This window comes from Nonomuraea sp. NEAU-A123 (genome assembly GCF_018603905.1).
In the GTDB taxonomy this organism is placed as follows: Bacteria; Actinomycetota; Actinomycetes; order Streptosporangiales; family Streptosporangiaceae; genus Nonomuraea.
The window spans coordinates 196,376-220,965 of record NZ_JAHFZZ010000003.1 but is presented as its reverse complement, the minus strand read 5'-3'; the positions used below and the strand labels follow the sequence as shown (position 1 = coordinate 220,965).

Annotated in this window: 25 protein-coding genes and 2 pseudogenes; 12 read left to right on the top strand and 15 right to left on the bottom strand. The window is 68.1% G+C overall.

What is annotated here, in order from left to right; genetic code table 11:
• Window positions 1–3 precede the first annotated feature (3 nt).
• From KLK06_RS09225 to KLK06_RS09195, 7 genes are all read right to left on the bottom strand, one after another.
• Window positions 4–780 carry an endonuclease/exonuclease/phosphatase family protein gene (locus KLK06_RS09225; protein WP_214634936.1) on the bottom strand — a complete coding sequence of 259 codons (777 nt, stop codon included), beginning with the start codon at window positions 778–780 and terminating at the stop codon, window positions 4–6.
• Window positions 781–1,378: 598 nt separating this feature from the next.
• Window positions 1,379–2,929: a M4 family metallopeptidase gene (locus KLK06_RS09220; RefSeq protein WP_214634935.1), complete on the bottom strand. Its 1,551-nt coding sequence runs from the start codon at window positions 2,927–2,929 to the stop codon at window positions 1,379–1,381.
• A 541-nt stretch (window positions 2,930–3,470) separates the two neighbouring features.
• A complete protein-coding gene (locus KLK06_RS09215) occupies window positions 3,471–4,121 on the bottom strand; it encodes a uridine kinase (RefSeq protein WP_214634934.1) in 651 nt (216 codons plus the stop codon).
• A gap of 641 nt (window positions 4,122–4,762) precedes the next feature.
• Entirely contained in the window at window positions 4,763–5,917 is a 1,155-nt protein-coding gene (locus tag KLK06_RS09210; RefSeq protein WP_214634933.1) for an alpha/beta hydrolase, read from the bottom strand.
• Between the two features lie 12 nt (window positions 5,918–5,929).
• On the bottom strand, window positions 5,930–7,345 hold the full coding sequence (locus KLK06_RS09205; RefSeq protein WP_214634932.1) for a S41 family peptidase: 1,416 nt from the start codon (window positions 7,343–7,345) through the stop codon (window positions 5,930–5,932).
• Window positions 7,342–8,418 (bottom strand): ABC transporter permease, encoded by a 1,077-nt coding sequence (locus KLK06_RS09200; protein WP_214634931.1) that lies wholly within the window; start codon window positions 8,416–8,418, stop codon window positions 7,342–7,344. Before KLK06_RS09200 ends, KLK06_RS09205 begins: the two co-directional genes overlap by 4 nt.
• Window positions 8,415–9,305 carry an ABC transporter ATP-binding protein gene (locus KLK06_RS09195; protein ID WP_214634930.1) on the bottom strand — a complete coding sequence of 297 codons (891 nt, stop codon included), beginning with the start codon at window positions 9,303–9,305 and terminating at the stop codon, window positions 8,415–8,417. The genes KLK06_RS09200 and KLK06_RS09195 overlap by 4 nt, the downstream gene beginning before the upstream one ends.
• A 613-nt stretch (window positions 9,306–9,918) precedes the next feature.
• Here KLK06_RS09195 and KLK06_RS09190 point away from each other — a divergent pair.
• Both KLK06_RS09190 and KLK06_RS09185 read left to right on the top strand, forming a co-directional pair.
• Window positions 9,919–10,947 carry a histidine kinase gene (locus KLK06_RS09190; protein WP_308168173.1) on the top strand — a complete coding sequence of 343 codons (1,029 nt, stop codon included), beginning with the start codon at window positions 9,919–9,921 and terminating at the stop codon, window positions 10,945–10,947.
• Window positions 10,944–11,636, top strand: a complete 693-nt coding sequence (locus KLK06_RS09185) for a response regulator transcription factor (RefSeq protein WP_214634929.1) — start codon at window positions 10,944–10,946, stop codon at window positions 11,634–11,636. Before KLK06_RS09190 ends, KLK06_RS09185 begins: the two co-directional genes overlap by 4 nt.
• A gap of 306 nt (window positions 11,637–11,942) precedes the next feature.
• On the opposite strand, the gene KLK06_RS09180 is transcribed toward KLK06_RS09185, so the two are convergent.
• Together KLK06_RS09180 and KLK06_RS09175 are read right to left on the bottom strand one after the other, a co-directional pair.
• The gene (locus KLK06_RS09180) at window positions 11,943–12,131 is read right to left on the bottom strand and encodes a hypothetical protein (RefSeq protein ID WP_214634928.1); all 189 of its coding nucleotides are present in this window, start codon (window positions 12,129–12,131) and stop codon (window positions 11,943–11,945) included.
• Between the two features lie 132 nt (window positions 12,132–12,263).
• Window positions 12,264–12,479: a hypothetical protein gene (locus KLK06_RS09175; protein WP_214634927.1), complete on the bottom strand. Its 216-nt coding sequence runs from the start codon at window positions 12,477–12,479 to the stop codon at window positions 12,264–12,266.
• A 240-nt stretch (window positions 12,480–12,719) separates the two neighbouring features.
• Between KLK06_RS09175 and KLK06_RS09170 the strand changes: the two genes are divergently transcribed.
• Window positions 12,720–14,162 carry an MDR family MFS transporter gene (locus tag KLK06_RS09170; RefSeq protein ID WP_308168172.1) on the top strand — a complete coding sequence of 481 codons (1,443 nt, stop codon included), beginning with the start codon at window positions 12,720–12,722 and terminating at the stop codon, window positions 14,160–14,162.
• Window positions 14,163–14,174: 12 nt separating this feature from the next.
• On the opposite strand, the gene KLK06_RS09165 is transcribed toward KLK06_RS09170, so the two are convergent.
• Entirely contained in the window at window positions 14,175–15,002 is an 828-nt protein-coding gene (locus KLK06_RS09165) for a helix-turn-helix domain-containing protein (protein ID WP_214634925.1), read from the bottom strand.
• Between KLK06_RS09165 and KLK06_RS09160 the strand changes: the two genes are divergently transcribed.
• On the top strand, window positions 15,001–15,543 hold the full coding sequence (locus KLK06_RS09160) for a TIGR03086 family metal-binding protein (protein ID WP_214634924.1): 543 nt from the start codon (window positions 15,001–15,003) through the stop codon (window positions 15,541–15,543). The genes KLK06_RS09165 and KLK06_RS09160 overlap by 2 nt on opposite strands.
• Here KLK06_RS09160 and KLK06_RS09155 read toward each other — a convergent pair.
• Window positions 15,512–16,576, bottom strand: a complete 1,065-nt coding sequence (locus tag KLK06_RS09155; protein WP_214634923.1) for a YafY family protein — start codon at window positions 16,574–16,576, stop codon at window positions 15,512–15,514. The genes KLK06_RS09160 and KLK06_RS09155 overlap by 32 nt on opposite strands.
• Window positions 16,577–16,638: 62 nt before the next feature.
• Between KLK06_RS09155 and KLK06_RS09150 the strand changes: the two genes are divergently transcribed.
• The 4 genes and pseudogenes from KLK06_RS09150 to KLK06_RS62985 form a co-directional block, all read left to right on the top strand.
• Window positions 16,639–17,256, top strand: a complete 618-nt coding sequence (locus KLK06_RS09150) for a DinB family protein (RefSeq protein ID WP_214634922.1) — start codon at window positions 16,639–16,641, stop codon at window positions 17,254–17,256.
• A gap of 4 nt (window positions 17,257–17,260) precedes the next feature.
• Window positions 17,261–18,361 (top strand): winged helix DNA-binding domain-containing protein, encoded by a 1,101-nt coding sequence (locus KLK06_RS09145; RefSeq protein WP_214634921.1) that lies wholly within the window; start codon window positions 17,261–17,263, stop codon window positions 18,359–18,361.
• Between the two features lie 300 nt (window positions 18,362–18,661).
• Window positions 18,662–18,808, top strand: coding sequence for a hypothetical protein (locus KLK06_RS09140; RefSeq protein ID WP_214634920.1), 147 nt, complete (start codon window positions 18,662–18,664; stop codon window positions 18,806–18,808).
• Window positions 18,805–18,927: pseudogene (locus KLK06_RS62985) on the top strand (hypothetical protein); the annotation flags it as partial. The gene KLK06_RS09140 and the pseudogene KLK06_RS62985, both read left to right, overlap by 4 nt.
• Window positions 18,928–19,082: 155 nt before the next feature.
• On the opposite strand, the gene KLK06_RS09135 reads toward KLK06_RS62985, so the two are convergent.
• Both KLK06_RS09135 and KLK06_RS09130 read right to left on the bottom strand, forming a co-directional pair.
• The gene (locus KLK06_RS09135; RefSeq protein WP_214634919.1) at window positions 19,083–19,967 is read right to left on the bottom strand and encodes a helix-turn-helix transcriptional regulator; all 885 of its coding nucleotides are present in this window, start codon (window positions 19,965–19,967) and stop codon (window positions 19,083–19,085) included.
• Between the two features lie 517 nt (window positions 19,968–20,484).
• Window positions 20,485–21,297, bottom strand: coding sequence for an SAM-dependent methyltransferase (locus KLK06_RS09130; protein WP_214634918.1), 813 nt, complete (start codon window positions 21,295–21,297; stop codon window positions 20,485–20,487).
• A 385-nt stretch (window positions 21,298–21,682) separates the two neighbouring features.
• Between KLK06_RS09130 and KLK06_RS09125 the strand changes: the two genes are divergently transcribed.
• The 3 genes from KLK06_RS09125 to KLK06_RS09115 are packed head-to-tail and all read left to right on the top strand — an operon-like array spanning window position 21,683 to window position 23,035.
• A complete protein-coding gene (locus KLK06_RS09125) occupies window positions 21,683–22,054 on the top strand; it encodes a DUF4267 domain-containing protein (RefSeq protein WP_214634917.1) in 372 nt (123 codons plus the stop codon).
• A 32-nt stretch (window positions 22,055–22,086) separates the two neighbouring features.
• Window positions 22,087–22,581, top strand: coding sequence for a cupin domain-containing protein (locus KLK06_RS09120; protein WP_214634916.1), 495 nt, complete (start codon window positions 22,087–22,089; stop codon window positions 22,579–22,581).
• 40 nt (window positions 22,582–22,621) lie between these two features.
• Window positions 22,622–23,035, top strand: coding sequence for a DUF2871 domain-containing protein (locus tag KLK06_RS09115; protein WP_214634915.1), 414 nt, complete (start codon window positions 22,622–22,624; stop codon window positions 23,033–23,035).
• Window positions 23,036–23,149: 114 nt separating this feature from the next.
• On the opposite strand, the pseudogene KLK06_RS09110 reads toward KLK06_RS09115, so the two are convergent.
• Window positions 23,150–23,410 (bottom strand): annotated as a pseudogene (locus KLK06_RS09110) (cyclic nucleotide-binding domain-containing protein); the annotation flags it as partial.
• 202 nt (window positions 23,411–23,612) lie between these two features.
• On the opposite strand from KLK06_RS09110, the gene KLK06_RS09105 reads away from it, so the two are divergent.
• Window positions 23,613–24,170 (top strand): SIS domain-containing protein, encoded by a 558-nt coding sequence (locus KLK06_RS09105; protein WP_214634914.1) that lies wholly within the window; start codon window positions 23,613–23,615, stop codon window positions 24,168–24,170.
• A gap of 261 nt (window positions 24,171–24,431) precedes the next feature.
• Here the strand turns inward: KLK06_RS09105 and KLK06_RS09100 are convergent, their stop codons facing one another.
• Window positions 24,432–24,590, bottom strand: coding sequence for a hypothetical protein (locus tag KLK06_RS09100; protein ID WP_214634913.1), 159 nt, complete (start codon window positions 24,588–24,590; stop codon window positions 24,432–24,434).

Here is a 24,590-nt window from a genome sequence, read left to right as displayed (position 1 = left end):
TTCCTATCGCGCCACCCACACGTGCATCGGGACGTGGTCGGACCACCTACTCCTGCCGTAATCGACGAAGCAACCTCGCATGCGGCCGTCGCCGGCGAACAGGTAATCAATCTTCCGCTTGCGTGTGACGTAGGTCCAGCGGTTGCGTGGGTCGCATTCGTCGCGGCCCTTGTAGGCGATGGCGGCATCGCGCGGCACCAGGTTGAGGTCGCCGCCGACTACACCTCGGCCGAGCTTGAACAGCTCATGAAGCTGGGCGTGCCGGTAGGGCGCGCCCTTCTGCCTGTCGTCGTATTCCGCGCCCGACGAGAAGTGCGAGGTGCAGAACGCCCGGTCAGCCGTGCAGACCGCGTACCTGCGGGCGCTCCACGGCGGCGAGGTCAACGCATGCACTTCGAAGCGAGCGTCCTGCGCGGCCACGGCCAGTGTGACGCTCTGCACCCCGCGCGGCCTGCCGTTCCAGTCGGGGTAGCACCGGTACGAGGAGCCGTCCGGGTGCGTGAGCCCGGCCGACTTGACGCTCCACGCCCGGCCGGTGCGGACCTCCAGCTCGCGCTCCAGGTCGGCATCCGCGCCTGTGCAGAACTCCTGGAGGTAGACCACGTCCGCCTTGGTCGCCAGCACGGCGACGTGCCAGGCCACCTCGGCGGTTGAGCGGCGGAAGAGCGGGCAGCTGCTGTTCGTGCCCGCGCAGACGTTCCACGTCATCACGTGGAGTACGGGGGCTTGCACGAACAGGTTATGGGATAACAGCCCGGCGATCACGAGATATCTGATCATCACCGATAATTCCATCACACGTGGGCGGGAGCCCGATTCCGTTCTCACACAACTGCGCGTGGTCCAAAGACAGCCACTGAAGCCGCAGTAGTCCGGAGAAGGTAGTCCCAGATCGTGCGGGCGTACCCCACTGCTCGTCGGTGATGACCTGCTGCTTGACGCTCACTTGGCTGCTCCCTGATTGCCGTGGCCCGGTCGGAAAGCAGGATGTGCCATGCCGAGCGGCGCACCAGTGACGCTCCGCGATTCCAGCGGCTCGCGTCCGCGCTCGTGAGGCAGACCAAGTACGAGAAATGCGGGCAGTGGCGTTGAGCCGCTGGTCAGAACCGGGCTGGCGGAGGTCAGCGAAGGCGGCGGCGTGCGGCGGGGGCGTGCTCGGCGGTGGTGATGCGGGCGGAGGTCTCCTCGCCGAGGCGAACGTAGTGGCCGGGCCGGCCAGGTGCTGGTGGCGGCACTTGGCTTGGAGCTCGAGAGCGGTTCGGCTGGCTTCGGCGAGGCAGTTGCAGCTATGCGTCGAGTGACGCAGCGGTCCGGGGACTGCTGCGCCCTGCTCAGGCGGATTACGGACGATCCGCGCTGAGCAGGGTCGCCATCGAGCTCAGGGACAGGTCGGCTCGCCGCTCTGCGCGGGTACGTTCACCCCGCTCCAGGCCGCCTTGATGACGTTGAACTCGACACAGCCGGTGTACAGCGTCCTGGCCGCCCGCAGCGTGGCCACGCGCGCCTTGGCGTGCGTCCACGGCGACGTCTTCATGTTCAGGCCGGTCATGAAGATCTGGCCCGCCTTGCGGACGCCGACGCCGGTGATGGCCGCGCCGCCGTCGCACCGGCTGCTGGCCGGCTTTCCGCTCGGGTTCGTGCCCTCGGCCAGTAGGTAGAACCAGTGGTTCTGCGGTCCGGCCGCCGCGTGCACCTCGGTGCTCGGGATGGAGGAGCTGTAGCAGTTCGGGTGACCCAGCGCCGATGGGTTGTACATGTTCCTGATCGCGCCGCTGCCCACCAGGTTGACCTCCTCGCCGACCAGGTAGTCGGGCGGGTCGAGGCTGGCCGGCTCGTTGGCGTACGCCTCGGTCAGCGCGCCGAAGATGTCACCCGTCGACTCGTTCAGGCCGCCGGACTCGTTGCCGCTGCCGCCGCTGCCGCCGGAGAACTGGAAGACGCCGTGGCCGAACTCGTGCCCGACGACGTCCATCGAGGTGGCCTGCCGGCTGCTCGCGGAGTTGCGGCCGAACGAGGCGTACGACCCGTTCCAGAAGGCGTTGGCCTGGTTCAGCCCGACCCTCGCGGGGTAGCCGCGGCCCGAGCCGTTGATGCCGTTGCGACCGAGCCAGTCGCGGAGCATGTTCCACTCGTGCTGGACCGCGAAGAGGGCGTCGACGCAGGCCGTCTCCAGGTTCGTGCCGCTGCCGTTGCCCCAGCTGTCGGTCGATTTGGTGTACACCGCGCCGTTCTGGCCGCCGCACTGGACGCCGGTGCGCGTGGGGTCGACCATCGAGTACGACGGGGAAGTGTCGATGGTGACCGGGTTGCCGTTGTAGTAGCTGTTGCCGGTGCCGTCGACTACCTGATCCCACTTGTCGATGACCTGGCCGTCACGCGCGTCCACGTACACGTGCATGATGCTGGACTGGTCGTCGGTGGCGGCCACGACCTCCCACGCCAGGCGTGGCGTGGGCGTGGCGGCGTGCACCACGAGAGCTGGCGTGCTGATCGAGGTGGCCTTGGGCGCCACGTTGCGGGCCGTGTCTGCCGCCGCCTGCGCGGCGATCTGCGGCTTGGTGTCCAGGGCGATCTTCGTCTGCTGGCCGGTGTCGATCGTGCTGACGGCCTTGCCGGACTTGTCAGTTGTTATGACTACCTCGCCGCCGAAGACGGGTAAGCCGGCGTAGGTACGCGTGTACGTGAGGTGCTGTATGCCGTTGACGCCGGCGATGGACGATGACAGGGAGAAAGCGTCCTGGTCGGCGGCCAGGAGCTGCGTCCGGCTGGAGGTGATGACGCTCTGCGCGGTCGCCACCGCGGTGCCGCGCTCCGAAGGTGAGGGCGGGTCGGCCGCCTGGGCGTTCGCGCTTGTGACGCCCGCCGGTGCGGTGATGGTCAGGGCTAACGCGAGTATGGCGGCAGCGCCCAACCTGAGCTTGGGGTTCACGCTCGTTGCTCCTCAGGGGGTGGAGTGGACGAGCCCCGGCCGGCTGGGGTGCACTCAGACTGACATTCGAGTGACCTAAGTGATACCTCCCAATTTGCCCATAGCGCCGTGGTATGGATCGACAACACGCCCCCGCGTAGGGGCGCCAGCGGTCGGGTATCTCGTACGCGGCCTGGTCTGGACGCAGGCCGTAGCCGTCGAAGACCTCATGGGTCAGACGAAGGTGACGGTCCGTGGGGCCGGGCACGGCAAAGTCCAAGACCCGTGTCGTACTCGGGTGTGAGTAGTTGCGGTACAGGATGTAGCGATGAGATTGATCACTTCGCCGTCCGTCCCGTGAGGTCGAGGTTGTAACGCCGGAGGGCGGCGAGTTCACTCCATCGCATACTGCCGAAAGTCGCCAGGAGCACCAGGGCGCGGAACCGGTGAGGCACAACATCGGCCAGCGCGAAAACCTCCGAGACAGTCAGCACGGGGCGTTCCACCCTGGCGTTCTTGATCTCGAACCGCTCACCCGCGTTCTGCGGGTGGGTCGGCCGACCTAAGGGCTGGTCGGCGGGGCGACGATCAACTCGGTGTCCGGGTCGTGGTCGATCTGCGGAGGGCCGGCGACGATCATGGTGGCTCGGGCCCACGGCTGTTCTCGTAACAAGAACGGCAGTTCCTCCAGCAGCCAGTTCGCCACGTGCTCCAGCTGCTCGGGGGAGTCACCGTCGCGGACGACCAACAAGCGCTCTTGCTCATCGAGGTCACCCTGCATCCACACCGAGGCGTCCAACCACGATGCAAGCTCTTCGCGGATGATGCCGGTGCCCTCGACCCAGATGAAGTCGGCGCCGGCGGGGATGGTGATCGATCCGGGCCGGTCGTGGGTGATCCAGGCATCAGGGCGGAAGTCCACCGCCGCACCCCGGTGCAGGGGGTGCAGGATGTTCTCGACGAGCACGGCGCCCCAGTCGAAGTAGGCGTGGTTCCAGGCGATGTCGTCGGTGTGCACGATGGCGGAGTTGGGCACCGCCTTGCGTAGCCGCTCGGCCAGGGTCGTCTTGCCGGCGCCGCCCCGGCCGTCGATCGCGATCACCCGCGGACGTCCGGTGACGTCGGGTGATGCGTCGCGCAGCTGCCGGACGGCGTCGAGCACGGTCACCACCCGCCAGCCAACGGCCTCGGTCTCGCCTGGATGTAGATGCATCGACAACCTGTCTCCGGAGGTGAGGACAAAGATCAGCATATGAGCCGCTGCCGTCGACCAGTCACGCTGAATGATGTACAGCAGTTTGCACCGCAACACCGCCTTGCACGATCACACCCCACCAGCCCGTATCTACCGTCCGACCAGACCACCGAGCTCGCCGAGTGCCATCTCGTATCCCTCGTGAGAATGCCGGCTACCTCGACGGCTCTGTGCCGACACTCGTCCTCGTCTCGGTTGACCCCGTCGAGCAACTTCCCGTGTTCGAACTCGACGCGGGGAAGCTCGCAGCTCCCACCGTCTCGATTGTGGACGGCCCAGGTGAATCCGGGATGCTGATCGAAGGGATCGCCCGCTCCGCAGGGTGTTCGCAGGTTCACCGGATCTTGCTAACGGCGTTGCTGACAACGTCCCCGAACACGGGTGTACGTCTCTGGAAGGCGATCAAGGCCAGAGGCCGCTGAGCTGGGAGATCTGTACCCGGTACTCGGGTCGCCGTCGCCAGCGGCAAAATAGCCGCATTTCCGGCGGCGACCTCGCCGTGGCCGAAGACCTGCAACAACCCCAGGGGCCCGTGCACCCGGCCAGGCAGGCGTCCGGCGTCTTCAGCATCCTCCGACGGCTTCAGGGGCCGCCGGGCCTCAGGAGCGAGCGCAGGTCGCGGGGCAGAACTTGGCCTCGGGGTAGCGCGATGACGGCTTGTCCAGGAGGGGCTGCCGCCGCGACTTCAGGTGCTGGTCGAGGAAGGCCGCCACGTAGGTGCGGGTGAGCTCGGCGGCGCGCGCCGCGGGCAGGACGCCGGGGAGGGGCTTGATGCCGAGGGCGTCCGCCAGCAGCGGGGTGTCGGTGAAGGACTGGTGTTCCGCGCCCGACAGCACGATCCAGCGCTTCCATCCGGTGAGCAACTTCCAGTCGCGGTCCCACGTGGGGAAGGGGCCCCCGGAGACGTGCTCCGCCGAGCCCAGGAACATGAACGGCCGGGAGAACCCGCTCTTGGGAATCCGGGCGTAGGCGGTGCCGTCCATGTCGATCCCGGCCCGCACTCGGGGGTCTTCGAGCATGGTCGCCATGGCGCTGGACCCGCCGATCGACTGCCCGACCATCGCGATGCGGGAGCGGTCGATCCGGTCGGAACCGTCCCACTTCGCTGGCAGTTGGTCAAGCACGAAGGAGACGTCGGCGGCCCGGCCCTGGATCAGTCCCGTGCCGAAGCCGGGATCGGAGTTGCTGTCGCAGGCGAGGCATTCGGCGACCCGCCCGTCGGGGAAGGTGGTGGCGTAGCTCTCGTAGGTGTGGTCGATCCCGGCCACGACGTACCCGCGGCTGGCCAGGTCCTCGGCCAGGGAGGTGAGTGTGCTCATCGGCTTGGTGAAGCCGGGGGAGAGCACCACCAGCGGCAGCTTCCGCCCCGCCGGTTCGGCGTCTTTGATGGCGTTCGTACGGGTCTTGCTCAGCGTGTCGTACGGCGCGCTCGCGATACTGGTGCCTTTCAGGAGGAGCTCCGATTCCTTGGGTGTCATGTACGGTGCCCGCTGTCCGTCGTGCTGCTTGGTCGGATACCACAGGGTGACCTTGAGCTCCCTGGCGTCGGCGTCGAGGTTCCAGGGATCGGGGCGGGAGGTGTCCTTCAGGTACAGGGCGGTGGTGCCGACCTGATGGGGGCCGGTGGGGGCGGGCAAGGTGGCAGGCCCGGCCGGCGCGGCGGACACGGCGTCGGATCGGGGCGGCGCGGGTGCGGAGCAGGCGGACGCGGCCAGGACGGCCAGTCCTGCGGCGACGGCCAGGAGCTGTCTCATGGAGAGGTCCGTTCACTTGTGCAGCAAGGTCAGGGCCTTGGTCAGGGCGGGGTCGCGTCCGGCGGCCGCGTCCTTGGGGGTCAGGGGTACGTAGTGGTCGGGCGGCACGCCGATCCGGTCGATCACCTCGTGGTTAGGCCCCAGATGGTGTTGGGCGGGGAAGCTCAGCAGGGTGTTGTTGCTCAGCAGGTACGCCTGTGCCGGGCCGGAGATGACGCCGGCGGTTCTGGTGCCGACCAACCGGCCGATGCGCAGGTCCTTGACCGCGGAGCTGAAGTGCTCGCAGGCCGAGGCGCAGCTGCGGTCGGTGAGCACCGTCAGCGGCAGGCCGAGCAGCTCGAGGGTGTCGTCGGTCCGCGATGTCGCGCACGTGCCGTCCACGGTGCAGTGGTAGGCGGTGACCTTGCCGTGGACGAACGCGCTCAGCAGCCGCGTCGCTTCCGTGGGGCTGCCGCCGCTGTTGCCGCGCAGGTCCAGCACGACGCCGGACAGCGTCCTGCCTTTCCGCAGCCTGGAGATCGCCCGCAGGACCCGGTCCGCGGAGTCGGGCGCGAATCCGGTCATCCGTACGTAGGCGACATCATCGTCCAGCAGCTTCGACCGCACCACTTGCAGGGCGGCCAGATCACGCTGGGCAAGGCCGGGCTGAAGCGCCACACTCCAGCGGCGTCCGGTGCTCTGCCGCAGGAGGCGCAGCTTGACGGGGCGCGCTTCCGGATACTGGGGGTAGAGGGCGTTGATCGCGGGGGTGGCCTGGCCGCCGATGAAGGGCGCCGATCCGTTGATCGATTCGATGATGTCGCCCGCGCGCAGCCCGGCGGCCTGCGCCGCGCCACCCAGCACGGTGGTGACGAACAGCGGGGCGAGTGTGACGCCGAGGTTGCCGTCCGCCTGCGAATCGTCCACGTTCGCCTGCAGACCCAGGCCGTAGCCGTCACCGTCGTAGTAGTCGGGCGGCCGCTTGACGTCGTGCGTCCAGCCGGCGTGGTCGTCACCGAGGCCGGCCACGATGGCCTCAAGAGTGACGATGGCCAGCTTGTCGCGCAGGCCGGGCACCTGATCGGTGACCTTCCGATAGACGGCCTCGAAAGCGGTCCAGTCGGCTTTGCGGTCGCCGGTCAGCGCTGGCATGGTGGCCTCGGGCAGGTCGCGCCCGTTGCGGTTGAGCTCCTGGGTCAGGGCGACGAATCCGGCGGTCAGCAGCGAGCGGGCGTCCAGGGTGGCGCCGCTGTAGTAGGTGCCGAGGATGCAGAAGTACGCCTGCTCGATGACGTCGATCGTGGTGACCGTCTCCGGCCCGGGCGCTCCCTGGGGCGGCGCGCAGACCGTACCCGCTGTGCTCGCCTCGCCGCGCGGCGGCGCCGGTGCCGTGCAGGCCGCGGCCAGGAGGAGGGCGAGCCCGGCGGCCGCGATCCTGACGACGGTCATGACAAGCCTCTCCGTACCCGCCAGAAGCAGAGCCAGGTGAGGCCGAGGGTGAGCAGGGCGTAGATCCCGGTCTCGATCCACTGGAAGGGCCAGAAGCGCTCGATGGGCTGGTACGTCGCCTGCTGCCGATAGCCGAGCCGGTTGATCTCCGCTGTGCACGCGTCCGTGCCCTGTCCCCTTGATGGTGCGCAGGGTCCCGACGTCGTGGAGACCGGGATGGACCGCGCGATCGTCGACGACGGCCCCGAGGCTCCATCGCCGCCGGCGACGGTACGTCCGGACGGATCGACCAGGTCGCTGGACAGGACCCAGGCGCCCGCGTGGCCGGGAACGGCCGACGTACTCAGGAAAAGCTGCATGGCTCCGCCTTCCTGCCCTTGCGGCACGATGCCGTTCACGTTCGTCCGGCCGAGCTCGAAAGTCGACGTGACCGGGGGCATCAGGTGAGGACGGACCAGCAGCGGCATGGCGAGCTGGATCGCGGTGAAAGCGACCAGAGTGAGTGCCATGGCGGGCAGGGTGCGGCGCACCAGCACGCCCATGGTCACGCCCAAGACGAAGGCGAAGGCCGCGTACCCCATCGGGGCGATGCCGCGCGCGCTGAACACCAGGGGAGACATCTGGGCCATTTCCGGAACAGCCGACTTGTCCAGGGGGTCGGACCACCAGGTCACCGCAAGGCCGCACACGCCGGCGGCGACCGTGGCCGCCAGGCCGGTGACCCCGAGCTTGACCGCCAGCCAGCGGCCGCGGGTGATGCTCTGGTTCCACACCAGCAGGTGCGTGGCCGACTCCAGCTCGCGGGTGATCAGCGGGGCTCCCCAGAAGAGCCCGACCAGCGCCGGCAGGATCAGCACGACGAGGGTGAGGGCGAGGAAGGGGATCTGGTGCTCGTCGAAGAACCGGTCGAAGAAGTCGTCGCAGGTGTTGTCCGGGGTGCAGCCGGCGATTCCCGCGGCGTAGCGGGAGGCCAGATCCGGGCCGGTCAGGGCCAGAACAGCGGTGAGGACGACGAGTACGGCGGCCGTCATCGCGGCCGAGCCGCGGAATTGCCGCCAGGTCAGCCAGATCATCCCTGCACCTCCAGGGCGACACGCCGGCGCTCGGCGGTGCGCCCGTCCATGTAGGCCAGGACGAGGTCCTCCAGGCTGAGCCGGCTGACCCTCCAGGCGGGGTCGTGGATCGGGGCGCCGGTTCTGACCACGTACGTGCTCTGCCGGTCGGTGTGACGTGCGGAGACCACGTGCCGGCCGGCGGGGAGCAGGTCGGGATCGCGGCGCGGGCCGGTGAGCCGGTGATGGGTGGCCAGCAGGTGGTCGGTCTTCCCGGCGATCTGGACGCGGGAGTCGACGAGCACGATCAGGTAGTCGCAGACCCGTTCCAGGTCGGAGACCAGGTGGGAGGAGAGCACCACGCTCAGCTTGTGCTCGACGTCGGCCTCCATCAGCCCTTGCAGGAACTCGTGACGGGCCAGCGGGTCGAGTGCGGCCGCGGGCTCGTCCAGGATCAGCAGGTCGGGCCGCTTGGCCAGGCCCAGGGTGAGGGCGAGCTGGGCGCGCTGGCCGCCCGACAGCTTGCCCGCCCGATGCGCGGGGACGAGGCCGAGCCGCGCGATGCGTTCCCGCGCCATGCCGTCGTCCCAGCGGGGGTTGAGCCGAGCTCCCAACCGCAGGTGTTCGGCGACGGTCAGGCCCGCGTAGACGGGGGTCTCCTGGGCGACGAACCCGACCTTGGCCAGCTGCGCGGGCGTGCTTCCTGGCCGGCCGCCGAGCACGGTGATGCCGCCAGCGGTCGGCTCGAGCTGGCCGCTGGCCAGCTTCAGCAGCGTGGACTTGCCGGCTCCGTTGGGACCCACCAACCCCACGACGTGGCCCGCCGGGATGTCGATGGTGCACTCGCGCAGCGCCCAGCGTCTGCCGTACTTCTTGCCCAATGCCTGGGCCCGCAGGACAGTAGTCACGCCATGCCCTCCTGAAAAGGGTGGTCCGAAAGGTGGTCATGAACAGCGCCGCCACCGTCGTGGCTCCACGGCGGCGTGGTGCCGGGAACGAAACTAGGCACTGCTCATGCCGGTGCGCTTCGGCCGTCAAACCGAGATCGCCTAGCGCCTGAGAACGAAGTGCCGCCGGCTCATCCCTGCGATCTAGTCCCGAAGACCGTGAAACCCATCACGACGGCCGATGCGGGACGGACGGGGCAGACGTGACAATGTGCCGGTGGAAACCGGGGAACGACGGCCGTGGTGGCGGCATGTGCTCGACCTGTACAGCCGGCTGAACGAGGACTACTCAGATCAGCGCGGCGTCCGGGACGCGCCGGGGCGGCGTAGCGACGGAACCCCAAGGCTGTCTCGCAGAGCACTCGCCGCCGACGTGATGATCGCGATCGTCCTGACGGTCATCGCGGTGACTGTATCGGTGGATTCTTTCGCGAATCAGCCCGAAGGGATCGAGTACTTGCGGTTCCGACCTGGTCCCCTGGCCGACCACGCAGTACCTCCCCATGTCCTGTTCAACGGCCCATCCTCAGCCTTTGGCGGTCCGCTTGCCCAGCTTTCGTCCCACGACCCGCCCGTGTTCCTCGTGGCGCTGACGGCGTTGCCGCTGGCGGCACGGCGCCGGTTCCCGCTCATCACCTTCTGGGTGGTGCTGGCGGCAGCCCGGGCCACACACGCGGATGCGACCTGGATCACCGTGTTGACCTGTGCTGTCGCCGCGTACGGTGCCGCCGCCCACAGCCGTGCCCGAATCCTGGCGATGGGTGGCCTCGTGCTCGCGGCCGGGCTCGCCGGTGCCGGGTTCGGGGACGTCGCGCCTGCGCTGCCGAATTGGATGGGGCCGTTCGTCGTCCTGCTGAGCGTCGGCGTCCTCGGGAGCTTCGTCCGTTTCTGGCGGCGACAACAAAGAGCCAGCCGGCACCGGCTCACCGAGCTGCAGCAGGCGCAGGCGGACGCCATGCGCAGGGCTGTCACCGAGGAGCGGTCCCGGATCGCCGCCGAGCTCCACGATGTGGTGACCCACAATGTCAATGTGATGGTGATCCAGGCCGGCGCGGCCCGCAGCGTGATGGACGTGGAGCCGGAACAGTCGAAGCAGGCTCTGCTCGCGATCGAGTCCGGCGGCCGGGCCGCCATGGCCGAACTGCGCCATGTCATGGGCCTGCTCGCCGGCCCGGGCGGCGAACGCCTCGACGGGCCTTCCGACGGGCTCGAACCCCAGCCCGGGCTCGAACAGCTCGACGGCCTGGTGGAACGGGTCCGCGCTGCCGGAGTGCCGGTGCGCGTCGCGGTGTCGCCGCCCGGGCCCTTGCCTCCCGGGATCGACCTCGCCGCCTACCGCGTCGTGCAGGAAGCCCTCACCAACACGATCAAGCACGCGCCCGGGGCCGCCGCGTCCGTGACGATCGGCCACGACGGCGACTGGCTGGAGATCGAGGTGACCGACACCGGCGGGACACGGAGCGCCGGGCCGCGAACCGGCGAGGGCAGGGGGCTGATCGGGTTGCGCGAGCGGCTCGCTGTCTACGGCGGGACCCTGGACGCCGGACGGACGGCCGAAGGCGGATTCCGGATCAAGGCCCGCGTCCCGTGGAGGACCGCATGACCGAGCGGTTGCGCGCCGTCATCGCCGACGACCAGGCACTGGTACGCACGGGATTTCGCATGATCCTCACCGCCAACGGCATCGACGTGGCGGCCGAGGCCGCCGACGGGGACGAAGCCGTCGCCGCGGTCCGCCGTACCAGGCCCGACGTCGTGCTCATGGACATCCGGATGCCGCGGATGGACGGCCTCGAAGCCACCCGGCGGATCCTCGCGGGCGGTGCCGAGGACACCCGCGTGCTGATCCTGACCACCTACGACCTCGACCACTACGTGTATGCCGCGCTCGCCGCGGGGGCGAGCGGGTTCCTGCTCAAGGACGTCTCACCCGAGCACCTGGTGGCCGCGGTACGTCTGGTGCGCTCCGGCGACGCCCTGCTCGCGCCCACCATCACCCGCCGCCTGGTCGAGCGTTTCGCCCGCCGCGACGACGCGAAGCCCACCCTCCACCGCGATCTGCACCAGTTGACGCCCCGGGAACTGGACGTGCTGCGCCTGCTCGCCACCGGCCTGAGCAACGCCGAACTCGCCGACCAGCTCACCCTCAGCGTGGCCACGGTGAAGACCCACGTCGCCGGCATCCTGTCCAAGCTCGACCTGCGCGACCGTGTCCAAGCCGTGGTGGTCGCCTACGAGACCGGCCTGATCTCTCCCGGCGGCACCGGCTCACCGCGGCCGGCCGACAGCTGAAGGGCGCTGCTGATGTACCCGCGGCCGATTCGTCCACTGATCGCCGGACCCGAGGGCTTGGCCGCCTACCCGGGAAGTCCAGACATGACGAAGGTCCCGCCACTGAAAAGCGGCGGGACCTTCGAAACGTGTGCGTACCGGTGTGCGTGTCGCCTCTCGGCGAAAGGCGCAACGCGGCTCCAGCCGAACGGTATTCCGCGAAGGCAATAGGTGAGGCCCGGGGACACTGGGCACACCGGCCACGACATCTGTAACCACCACGCGCCCGCCGATGTTCCCGACCCTCGCCGGGTAGGACGTCGCGGCCTACTGTCCATGACGGGCGGCGAAGCTCAACAGGGTGATCGATGGGCGTAGATCGCGCGGGCCGGGCAGGGCCGCGATCTTCCGGAGTGTTCTCGACCGCCATGCCTTGCGGCCGGGCGGCGGCTGCAGCTCTTCGGCGGTGGCCACGCCCGGGATCTGTGCGGGCAGGCGGGCGGCCTCGGACGGCACACTCGGCGATCAGGGACATCACCTGGTCGCGTTCGAGGTACATGAACAGACCCTCGGCGGAGATGAACACGCCACGCGCCGGATCGGAAACGTCCATCCACGTGCGGTCCAGCGCCGAGGCCGGGATCGCGGTCATGCGCGGCTCCTGTGGGAACAGGCGGGTGCGCAGGTCGATGACGGGTGGCAGATCCACTGACAGCCAGTCGATGCCGGGCCGCCCAGGCGCCAGTAGGTGGTCTGCAGGCCCTCGCCGAGGGCGACCACAGTGGCGGCGGGATGCTGGTCCAGGTAGGCGCGGATGGCCGTGTCCAGGGTGAGGGCGCGCAGGCGCCGATGCCTGCTGATCACCCCGGAAGGTCGTGAGGCGTCTCATTCCCGGTTCGTCCTGCTCTGGGTGATCTAGAGATCGTCGTTCGCCGGTGAAAATCGGGTGACATTTCGCATCAGTTGCCGGAATGCTGGGGAGGGGCGATGAGTTTTGTCGGTGGTGCCGGTCAGTCTTTGCATGACCACAACTTCTTGTGAGACCCAAGGCTGGGGACGCCAGCCATGACGACAGCATGTCCGACGACCCCCGATCGAGGTGCCGTGTCCAGCCCACAGCTCGACTCACCCGCCAAGTCCGCGACCTCTGGTTCAGGTCGCACCCCGGCCGTGATCCGGCTGCTGGTGCTCGCCACGTTCGTGGTCATCCTCAACGAAACGATCATGATCAATGCGATCCCGCGGTTGATGGACGCGATGCGCATAACCGAGCAGACCGCTCAGTGGCTGTCGACCGCCTTCATGTTGACCATGGCCTCTGTCATCCCGATCACCGGGTGGTTCCTGCAGCGGGTGTCCACCCGCAGCGCGTACACCACCGCGATGGGCCTGTTCCTGCTCGGCACGGCGTTGGCCGCCGTCGCGCCGACGTTCGAGGTGCTGCTGGGCGCCCGCATCGTCCAGGCGTCCGGGACTGCCGTGATGATGCCGCTGTTGATGACCACGCTGATGCAGGTCGTGCCGGAAGCGGACCGGGGCCGAGTGATGGGCAACGTCACCCTGGCCATCTCCGTCGCGCCCGCGATGGGCCCGGCGATCTCCGGAGTGATCCTCAACTTCGGGTCCTGGCGCCTGCTGTTCGCCGTGGTGCTGCCCATCGCCGGGCTGATCACGTGGGGCGGCCTGAGGCAGCTCAAGAACGTCGGTGAGCCTGAGTTCAGCACCATCGACTGGTTCAGCGTGGTCACCGCCGCTGCCGGGTTCGGCGGCCTGGTCTACGGGCTCAGCCGGTTCGAGGGTGGGGACATCCGCGTTGCCGCCGCCATCGTGGTGGCCGGTCTGGTCACCATCGCCGTCTTCGTCTTTCGCCAACTGTCGTTGCAGAAGCGTGGCACGCCGCTGATGGACCTGCGGACCCTGCGTCGCCGCACCTACACGGTCGCGCTGATCCTGATGGCGGTGGCGTTCATGTCCATGCTCGGCTCGATGATCCTGCTGCCGCTGTACCTGCAGAACGTCCGCGGACTCAACCCCCTGGAGACCGGCCTCCTCGTGATGCCGGGCGGGCTGGCGATGGGTCTGCTCGGTCCGACCGTCGGCCGGCTGTTCGACAACTACGGCGGTCGGGTTCTGGTCATCCCTGGCGCTATCGGGATCATGCTCGCGCTTGTCGGCTTCACCCAGGTCACGATGACCATGCCGTACTGGCAGCTTCTCGGCCTGCACGCGCTGCTCATGGTGAGCCTGGCCGCGACCTTCACGCCGGTCTTCACTCTCGGGCTCGGAGCGGTCCCCCCGCACCTCTACTCCCACGGGAGCTCGATCCTGAGCACACTGCAGCAGGTCGCCGCGGCTATCGGCACCGCGCTGGTGATCACCGTGATGAGCGCGCGGGCCGACACCCTGAAGGCCGAAGGCGTCACGGAGGCGCTCGCCAACCTCGGCGGTATGCGGCTGGCCTTCATCATCGGCGCCATCCTGTCGGTGGGCGTGGTCATCGCCGCCCTGCTCCTACCGGCCCGGGCGGACAACGCCGGTGAGCACTAGCCGCACACAGCATCAAGCCCGGCTGCTGAGCCGGGCGTAGGCCGCGGGTGGCATGCCGACCGCGGCGGTGAAGTCGCGGGTCAGGTGGGCTTGGTCGGTGTAGCCGAGTTCGGTGGCCAGCGTGGCAAGGTCGAAGCTCTGGGAGACCCGCTCCGCGGCCTCGTGCAGCCGGAAGCGGCGGATCACCCACTTGGGGCCGATGCCGACATAGTCCCGGAACAAACGCTGCAGCGAGCGCACCGACCGCCCCGACCTGATGGCCAGCTCGTCGACCCTGGTCATGGACACGTCGTTCTCCACCATCGCCACCAGCTCCGCGACCTCCTCGGCCAGCGGATCCTGCTCCGGCCCCAGACTCAGGAGGAACCTCTCGGTGAGCCCGATGGCGGCCCGGGGGTCGGGTTCGGCCAGGACGTGCTCGACCAGGGTCGCGCCTGCTGTGCCGTACATCTCGCCGATCTCCACGAAGCGGTCGGTCAGCTCGGAAACCGGGCCGCCGAGGAACGGCCGGAAGCCGCCGGGGCGGAAACGCGTGCCGAGGACGCGGCCGCTGCCCCGCATCGTGTAGGAGAACCCACCCTTGATCACTCCCGCGATCCGGTGGAAGTCCTGGGTGATGGTCAGGTTCACGGTGGGGTGGGAGACGATGCGCTGTTCGTACGGCTCGTCGAGGTCGGTCCAGGTGACGACCCAGAAATGCTCCACGTACGCCGAAATTTCGGGTGATGGCGCCTGGCGCGCGAAATTGAAGGCGTTAAGTCCCGCGTACGGGTCGACCCAGCCGCGCTGTCGCGTTTCTACAAGCCGTGCCTGGGGCAGGCGGGGAACCATGGCTGCCATGGACGACATGATGCCGCTGATGACGCGCGCCACCGAACGCACCTCCGGATTGGTGCGCGCGGTGCGTCATGATCAGTTCGGGTCGCCCACGCCATGCGCAAAGTTCGACGTCAAAGACCTGATCAACCACCTGGAGTGGGTAGCGGAGCTGTTCGAGTCGCTGGGCCGCAAGGGACCGTGGGTCGAGCAGGGACCTTACGGGGGCGACTTCCCCACGCGAGCGGAGGGCACGCTCGCTGTCTGGTCGCGGCGGGAGGCATGGGATGGGACCAGCCCCGATATGGGTCTGCCGATGACCACGCTGGCTCACATGTACCTCGTCGACATGGTCGTGCACGGCTGGGACCTGGCCAGGGCCACCGGTCAGCAGTACGAGCCGGAGCCCGAGGCCGTCTCGCGGGCGCTGGACTTCACCGGCCAGATGGTAGAGATGGGCAGGCAGCGCGGCGCCTTCGGGCCGCCGGTGGCGGTGCCGGATGATGCCCCGAAGCTCGACAGCCTGCTTGGCGTCATCGGCCGGGATCCGGCCTGGACACCGTGATCCGCCGCAGTCTCGACGGTCTCGACGGTCTCGACGGTCTCGAAGGTAGCGTTGCGGCGTTGGCGTAGCGGCGGGCCAGGCTCGCGAAGGCGGCCTTGAGCTCGGCCGGGCCGACGACCTCGATGTCGGCGTCGAACTTGCCGATGGTGGCGGCCAGGCCGGGCCAGGACCATGAGCCCAGGACGAGCCGGCAGCGGTTCGGGCCGAGTTCTTCGACGAACCCGTAGCGGGTGAAGCGGGACACGGCGGCGGCGGGTAGATCGAGGATCACCTCGCCGCGGCAGGGCCAGTTGCCAGAGCTGTCGGAGTCCCAGAACTTGCTGGCCACGAAGGCGGCCACATCACCTCCTGGCAGCTCGCGCGGGGTGAAGCGAGGCCCCGTAGGGGTGCGCGGGGTGATCCGATCGGCACGGAAGGTACGCCAGTCCTCGCGGTCGAGGTCCCAGGCGACGAGGTACCAGCGCCCGTCCCAGGTGACGAGGTGATGGGGCTGCACCCGGCGCGGCGGAGTCGGCGCACCGTTGCCCTCAGCTCCCGGTGGGGATGCGGGGGTGTAGTCGAAGCGCAGCACCTCGCGGGCGTGGACGGCGGCGCTGAGTGCCATGAGTACGCCGCTGTCGACCTGTGGGCCCGGTCGGATCGTGGGCCGCTCGACGGCGGTGACCTGGAGAGTGTCGATCCGGTGGCGCAGCCGGGCGGGCATGACCTGCCGGACGGTGTTCAGGGCGCGTGCCGCGGCTTCCGCGATGCCGGCGCCAGTGGTGGTGGCGATCTGGAGCGCGATGGCCAGAGCGATGGCTTGCTCGTCGTCGAACAGCAACGGGGGCAGCTCCGTACCGGCCTCGAGCCGGTACCCACCGGCGGGCCCCTTGAAGGCCACGATGGGATAGCCGAGCTCGCGCAGGCGGTCGACATCACGGCGTACGGTGCGCGGGCTGATGTCCAGCCGCTCGGCCAGCAGTGCCCCCGGCCAGTCGCGGCGCGTCTGGAGCAGCGAGAGCAACGACAGCAGTCGCGCTGAAGTCTTCGGCATGATGCCCATATTGCCCGGAGAAGAGGCCACTACCTGTCCGCTTCCCCTGAGATTGTTGTCGCATGCCAGTCAACGACGACAACTCGAAGGGCCCGAACGCCGTGACCGCTACCCCCACATCCCCCTCAACGCTCGACGCCGAGCGAGTCGAACTGCTCGCCCAGATCGCGGCCGCGCGATCCGCCCTGACCAACACCATCCGCGGGCTCAGCGACGAGCAGCTCGGGGAGCGCCCGACGGTCAGCGCACTGTGCCTGGGCGGGCTCGTCAAGCATGTCGCGTCCATGGAGGAGGCGTGGCTGCGCTTCGTGGTCGAAGGCCCGTCGGCGATGCGCTACGACCTGCCCGACGGTGTCACCTGGGCCGACTTCGCAGGCGGTACCGCACGCGAGATCCCGCAGTGGGCGATCGACCACCAGAACGACTTCCAGATGCTGCCCGACGAGACGCCGGCCGGGATCCTCGAGCGATACGAGCAGGTCGCCGCGCGCACTGAGGAGATCGTCGCCGCCGTCCCCGACCTGTCGGCGACGCATCCGCTGCCGGAGGCGCCCTGGCACGAGCCGGGAGCGGTGCGCAGCGTACGCCGGGTGCTGATGCACGTCATCGCCGAGACCTCCCAGCACGCCGGGCACGCCGACATCCTGCGCGAGACGCTCGACGGGCAGAAATCAACCTGAACCGATGACCGTTCTCGACACCCGGGCGCTCAACCGCGCGACACTCGCCCGGCAGTTGCTGCTCGATCACGCCGACATGCCGGTTCTCGACGCCGTCGGGCACCTGTGCGGCCTGCAAGCGCAGGAACCACAGGAACCGTACGTCGGGCTCTGGTCGCGGCTGCGCGCGTTCGATCCGGCGGTGCTCTCGGACCTGCTGATCCGGCGGAACGTGGTACGAACCCACCTCATGCGCCGCACCGTCCACCTCCTCGCCGCCGGCGACGTCCTGGCCTGGCGGGCCCGCCACGACACCATGCTGCGCCAACGGGTACTCGGGACCTACCGCCGCGAGCTCGACGGGGTGGATCTCGACGAGCTCGCGGCGGCGGGCCGGGCGGTGATGGCCGACGAGGAGCCCCGCTCGATGACCGAGCTCGCGCGGGCGCTGGCTGAACGCTGGCCGGCGCCGGGACCGCGGGCACTGGGTGAAATGCTGATCGCCGCCCTCGTCCCGATGGCGCAGCTACCGCCGCGCGGGTTATGGCGTACGAGGGCGGGAGTACGCAACGTCCTGCTCTCCTCCTGGCTGGGGCGCGAGATCGACCCGCCGGCCCCGGACGGCTCCGATCCGGTCGGTGAAGAGCTGGTACGGCGCTATCTGGCCGCGTTCGGCCCCGCCGCCTCAGCCGACCTGCGCGCCTGGTGCGGTCTCGCCGGACTGCCGGCCGCGGTGGCCGCGATACGCGAGGAGCTGGTCACCTTCCGCGACGAGCGAGGCCGGGAACTGCTGGACCTGCCCGACGCGCCGCGCCCCGACCCCGACACACCGGCTCCGGTGCGGTTCTTGCCGGCGTTCGACAACGCGCTCCTCGGGTACCACGACCGCGGCCGGATCATCGACGACGCCCACCGCGGCCTGTCGGTCGCCGGCGCACGGGTTGTCCTGGTCGACGGCCGGGTCTCCGCGACCTGGAGCGTCGAGGCGGGCACCGTGCTGGTCTCTCCACTGCGCCTCCTCTCGCGAGCCGACCGCACCGCCGTGGCCGAGCAGGGGCAGGAGCTGGCGTCGTTCCTCTCCGACAACGACAGCCACGGCGTACAGATCGCCACGTCTACCGGCTGAGCGACCCTCCGCGAGCTGCTTCCCCTGAGCCCGGTCCACACGACGTGATCATGAGCTTTGCGCGTCGGATTCGGGCTGTGAACGTGGTGCCGCTCTATGGCGAGCAGAGCTGTACGGCGGGCAGGGCCGCGTTCATCACCGGTCAGAACCCCTACCGGACGGGCCTGACCAAGGTGGGCATGCCCGGCGCCGAGATCGGGCTGCGCGCCGAGGACCCGGCGCCGAGGAGGAGCCCGAGCTGCCCGACTATCCGACGGAGGAGGAGTTCCCGGGTTCAGGGAGCGGTTCGGGCCGCGAGGGGTGATCCGCTCGTGGGCCGACGAAGACGGCACCCAGCGCATCGAGGACACCGGGCCGCTCACCAAGAAGCGGATGGAGACCTGCGACGAGGAGTTCCGTGACGCGGCGATCGACTTCATCCGCCGCCCGACAACGGCCCGCACATGAACACCTGGCCCGACGGCGCCATGACACCGTTCCGCAACGAGAAGAACTCGAACTGGGAGGGCGCCTACCGCATCCCCGGCGCTGTGCGGTGGCCGGGCAAGATCCCGGCGGATACCGTGCTCAACGGCATCGTCAGCCACAATGACTGGTTTGTCACCCTGGTGGCCGCAGCGGGCGTGCCGGACATCGCCGGCGCTCTCACCCCGCTCGGTGACGTGCTCGCCACCGGCGGCCCGGCGGCGCCGAGTCGAGCCACGGTGGCCAGAACAGCGAGCTACAACGTGCTGATGATCTGGCGGAGAATCGTCCGGGACTTGGCCGCGGACTGCGCGTGGACACCTAGCTGGTTCAGCAGATGCCGGTACGGGCGAACGTCGGATTCCTTGCTCAGATATTGCGCGCTGGCGAGTTGTTCAAGATAGACCACATCATCCAGCTCTGCCTGGGCGAAGCGAAGGATGGTGACGGGGCCGATACCTCCGACGCGGCTGCCAGAGCTGAAGGGAAGAACCTGAATGGTGACGTGACGCAACACGGCCATCTCACGGAGATGTTCGATCTGGGCGCGCATCGTCGCGCTGCTGCCGACCTGACGGCGCAGCGCCGCCTCATCCATCACCACCCAAAGCTTGCGCGACGTGGGTGGCAGCAGGATTCGCTGGCGGCGCATCCGCACCGCGACCCGGCGCTCGATCTGCTCGGCAGAGGCGTTCTCGTGGCCATCCGCGATGACCGCGCGGGCGTAGTCCTCGGTCTGCAGCAGGCCCGGGATGTACTGGACCTCGTAGGTGCGAATGACGGCTGCGTCCTGCTCCAGCCCAAGGTATGCGTCGAACCAGTCAGGGAGTACGTCTCGATAGTCCTGCCACCAGCCGGGCGCGTTGGCCTGCTTGGCCATGATGAGCACGGTTTGGCGTTCGGTCTCGTCCACGCCGTACAGGGTGAGCAGGTCAGCCACATCACGCAGCTTGAAACTGGTCCGCCCGCACTCCAAGCGGCTGATCTTGGAATGTGAACTCCGGATGACATATCCCGCGGCTTCGCGAGTGATCTTCCTTGACTCGCGCAGCTGACGCAGGTGCGCGCCAACCAACATCCGTAACGCTGTCGGCCCGGACTGACGCAAATCCCCGTCGGAGATTTGCGTTAAGTCGCCCATACCGCGAGCAGTTGGCATATGTGCTCCCAAATCGGCAAATTGCCCCGGTCTGACCGTCGATAATCCTGCCACGGCGGCTGGCTCAGACACCATATTCCAAGTGATCTCTCGCCGCCTCTTCCTTGCCCAGCGCCGAGCCTGACGCTGGGCTCCGGGAAACTTCCCACGTGTGGTCCGGCCGACTCGTCTCGGAAACTTCTGACCAGCGAAAATGCCCAGAATGGGAATTCCCGGCCGCATGGGATCGTGCAACTTCTGACCGTTCTACCCCCGGCTCCGGTTCGCCAAGAAACCACGCGCGGTGACTAAACCGATACGGTCATGCTTTCGATGCGATGCCCTTCGCGCGCTACAGACCTCAGCGATACCGATTTACCTGTCCGCGGCGCAGCCTTGTTGCGGGTGGTCACCGGGTCGGTGATCATAAGTGGCCCCTTCGCCGGCGCGGCAGCCGGGGCCAGCCTGCTTGCTTGACATTCCTTGACGACCTTCAACCAGCTGACCAGCTAGCTCGGCTTCAGGGCTTTCGGCCGACTCCACAGAAGCCGGCCACTTCGGCGGGTTCGCCCCAGGGGGTGGCCTCGACCCGCCACCGTGACATCGTGACCAGGCCGGGTTCTACCATCTGCAGGCCGTCGAAGAAGCGGCTGATGTCGGCGCGGGTACGGGGGGTCATCGGATCGGCTTTCTTGTTCCATTCCTGCTGGGCCTCGGCCTGGGCGGTCGTCTCGCCGTCGAAATCGAGGGTGGCGTGGGTGAGGGCCAGGTAGCTGCCCGGGGGTACGGCGTCCAGCAGACGCATCACGCACTGGTGCACCTGGGCGAAGTCCGGGACGAGATGCAAGATGCCCAGCAGCATGATCGCGACTGGCTCGTCGAAGTTCAGCGTCTGTGCGGCCCGTTCCAAGATCTTGTCGGGGTCGCGTAGGTCGGCGTCGATGTAGTCGCAGACCCCCTCGTCGGAGCTTTTCAGCAACGCCTCGGCGTGCAGCAGGACCAGCGGATCGTTGTCGACGTAGACGATGCGGCACTCTGGGGCGACCCGCTGGGCGACCTCGTGGGTGTTGTCCATCGTGGGCAGGCCGGTACCGATGTCCAGGAACTGGCGGATGCCTTCGCCGGTCAGGAAGCGTACGGCCCGGCCGAGGAAGGCTCGGTCGGTGCGGGCGATGTCGACGATCCCGGGGAAGGTCTTTTTGTACTGGTCGGCGGCCTCGCGGTCGACGGGGTAGAAATCTTTGCCTCCGAGGAGGTAGTTCCACACTCGCGCTGAATGCGGCCTCGTGGTGTCGATCTTGGCTAAGAGTTCCTGGCCCGAGGTGTCGGTCATGGGGGTCTCCTGGGTCGTCTGGTCCTCATGGTCAACTCTTAACGTAGTCGCACCGTCTTCCCCTTGTCGGCGGCCGACCGCTGACCAGCGCCGTTGTCGTACGCCACGGCGACCGCCGGAGAGAGCACAGCTCCGCTTGGCGATCGAAGGGCATGAGCCGGAACGTGCGGCTGGTCCGGATTGTTAAGTCGAGGTTGATAGTGCGTTGTCAGATCTGTCGTTGTTCCCGAGGGAGAGCGCATTCGATGCTGAGGGCCTGACCGAAGGAGCCCCTCTCCCGGCGCAACTGATCGACATGACCGCAACTCTAGCGCCGCTAGCGCTTCTGTCGCGGCTATGTTAGCGTCACTCTTGCACCTAGCGGCGCTAGATATTGGAGTCAATCGTGCTCACCCCCATTGCTTATGGATTCGCCGTCCTGCTTGACCTGTTCGTTCTCTTCATCGGCCTGCGGTTCCTGCTGGTGCCGCAGGCAGCCGCCGCCGGCTACGGCGTTCCCGCCAAGAAAGACGGGGACACCGCCTACCTGACCATCAAGGGTCAGCGCGACTTCGTCTACGGCATCCTCGGTCTGGCCCTGCTCTTCTTCGTGGGTGCCCGCGCCGAGGCCTGGTTCATGCTGGTGGTCGCCCTCATCCCCCTCTCCGACGCCGTCATCGTCCTGCGCAACGGCGGCACCAAGGCGGTGGCGTTCGGCATCCACTTCGCCACGGCCGTGGCCGTCCTCATCAGCGCAGTCCTGCTGTTCCTCGTCTGAACCTGAGAAACCGTTCCAAAGGAGTCACTGAGATGTCGCTGATCGTGCCGGACTTCGACAAGTCCGTCATCGTCCGCTCCGCGGAGGCCGAAGTGATCGGCCAGGCCCCCACCACCATCCGGCTGCTGGCTGACAGCAGCTCGACCGGCGGCGCGCTCTCGACCCAGCGGGTCACGCTCGCGAACGGCGCGGACGGCGCCAAACCGCACCACCACGCCGCCTCCGCCGAGCTGTTCTACGTGCTGGACGGCACCGCCCAACTGCTGTCCGGCGAGCAGGTCGTCACCGCCGAGCGCGGCGACCTCGTGGTGGTGCCGCCCGGTCTCGCACACGCCTTCGCCGCCGCGCCGGGGGAGGACGCCGACATCCTCATCGTGATCACCCCGGGCGTCGAACGGTTCGAGTACTTCCGCCACCTGGAGCGCATCGCCTACGGCAAGGTGCCGCCCGAGAGCCTGCTTGACGTGCAGGAGCTCTATGACACCTACTTCCTCAACAGCACGACCTGGAACGACGCCAGGTCCTGACGCGCCGCCGGACGTTCGCCTCCCACAAAGGTTTTCAATCGTGAAAAAGCTCTATTACGCGGCACACACCTACATGATCCTCGGCGTGGTCAGCGGTCTGTACTATCGCGAGCTCACCAAGCTCAACGACTTCACGGGCGACAGCCAGCTCGGCGTGGTGCACACGCATCTGCTCGCGCTCGGAATGCTCTTCTACCTTGTCGTGCTGGCGTTGGAGAAGCTGTTCACCTTGTCGGCCAGCAGGCTCTTCAACTGGTCCTTCTGGGTGTACAACGCGGGTCTCGGGTTGACCGTGCTCATGATGATCATCCACGGCACCCAGACGGTCCTGGGCGCCGAGACCAGTGCGGCGATCTCCGGCATCGCCGGACTGGGGCACATCGTGCTGACCGTGGGCTTGATCCTCTTCTTCATCAACCTCGGCAAGCGGATCCCCCGCGGCGCGCCTGAATGACCAGGCCGGTCGCGTGCAGCGCAGCGGCTCGTCTGCCCGTTGCACTCGCGCCGGGCCGGGTCCTCGGCCGCGGCGATCTTGTCGTCCGCGTCGTCGATCTGGGAACTCCTTACGCGGGATGACGTAAGCGTCTGTCGGTGAGCATGTTGTCACTGTGGCGCTACGCGCGGAGCCGCGCAGGACCGCGAGCTCTCCGACGGCGTCACCGGAAACACGGATGCCCAGCAGGCTCTCCGTGCCGTTCGCGAGGCGGGCGCTCACCTTGACGCAGGCGGGGGTGCCCAGCAGGGCCGAGGTGAGGATGTAGACATGGCTTGCTGACCTCGCCCTGGTGCAGGAGAACCCGGCCCGGCTTGTACGACCGCGGCGGCCCATCGCCCGTTGTCTTTGTACGGTGAAGCCTTCGCCATCGTCCCTCCCCAACGACGCGTCGCAACGTACAAAGAGAACTATTCCTGATTCTGAGCTGCTTGGCAGAATTCTGCGGAGATAGCTAGCTTCCTAGGGGCGCCAGCTCATCCGTATTTTTCGGTAAATAGTCGTATTGTGGCCAGAGGGACCTGGTGGTGAAGCAGTCATGAGCGACAATCTCTTTCGCACCGCGCTCGACGAGCTCGGCGCCGTGCTCGCGAAGCTGGACGAAAGGCCGATCGACGCGGCCTGCCGGATGATCGGCGAGGCGAGAAAGATCGGCGTCTATGGCTGCGGCCGGGAGGCGTTGCAGATCAAAGGGTTCGCGATGCGCCTGTTCCATCTCGGCCTGCCGGTCGCGGTGGTCGGCGACATGACCATGCCGGCGCTGGGGCCCGGCGACGTCTTCCTCGTCACCTCCGGCCCCGGCGAGACCTCCACGGTGCTGGCGCTGATGCGAACGGCGAAGGCGGCGGGCGCGACGAATCTCCTGCTGACGGCCGAACCTGAGAGCGGCGCGGCGGAGCTCGCCGACTTCGCGCTCGTGATCCCGGCGCAGACCATGGCCAGCGACCAGGGCGAAAGGCAGACCTCTGTCCTGCCGATGGGTTCGGTCTATGAGGGCGCGCTGTTCGTGCTGTTCGAGGTGATGGTGCTGAAGCTGAGGACGCTGACCGGCGCCACCCGCGAGGCGATGCGCGACAGGCACACCAACATGGAGTGAGCGGAGCGTCAGGCGCCGGGGCGCTGGGCCAGCCGCTTGCCTCGCCTATCAGATCGACGGCGCCGCGCTCATCCTTAATCACTTCCCCATTGGGACTGCTCAAGAGAACGCGAAATCCGTGAATGACGGAGATGGTTGTCCGCTCTTTTAGTTGACGACATACCCGACGCCATTTGGTCGCGCCGAGAAGCGCCGACCGTGGCCGGGAGTAAAAGGAGAGAGAACAGGAAGAAGCGGCCGGATCGCAGGTGGCGCAGACCGTCATGGTTGCTGCCTTCCTGTCCTGGCCGCGACAGCGATGACGGGCGCTACGAGTTCGAGATGCTGCTCGGGCTCGGCGCTGACCGGCTGCGTATGGCGCAGGAGGCCGGCCATCCGGTCCGCGAGATCGCGGGGATTTGCCGACGCCGTACTACTCAT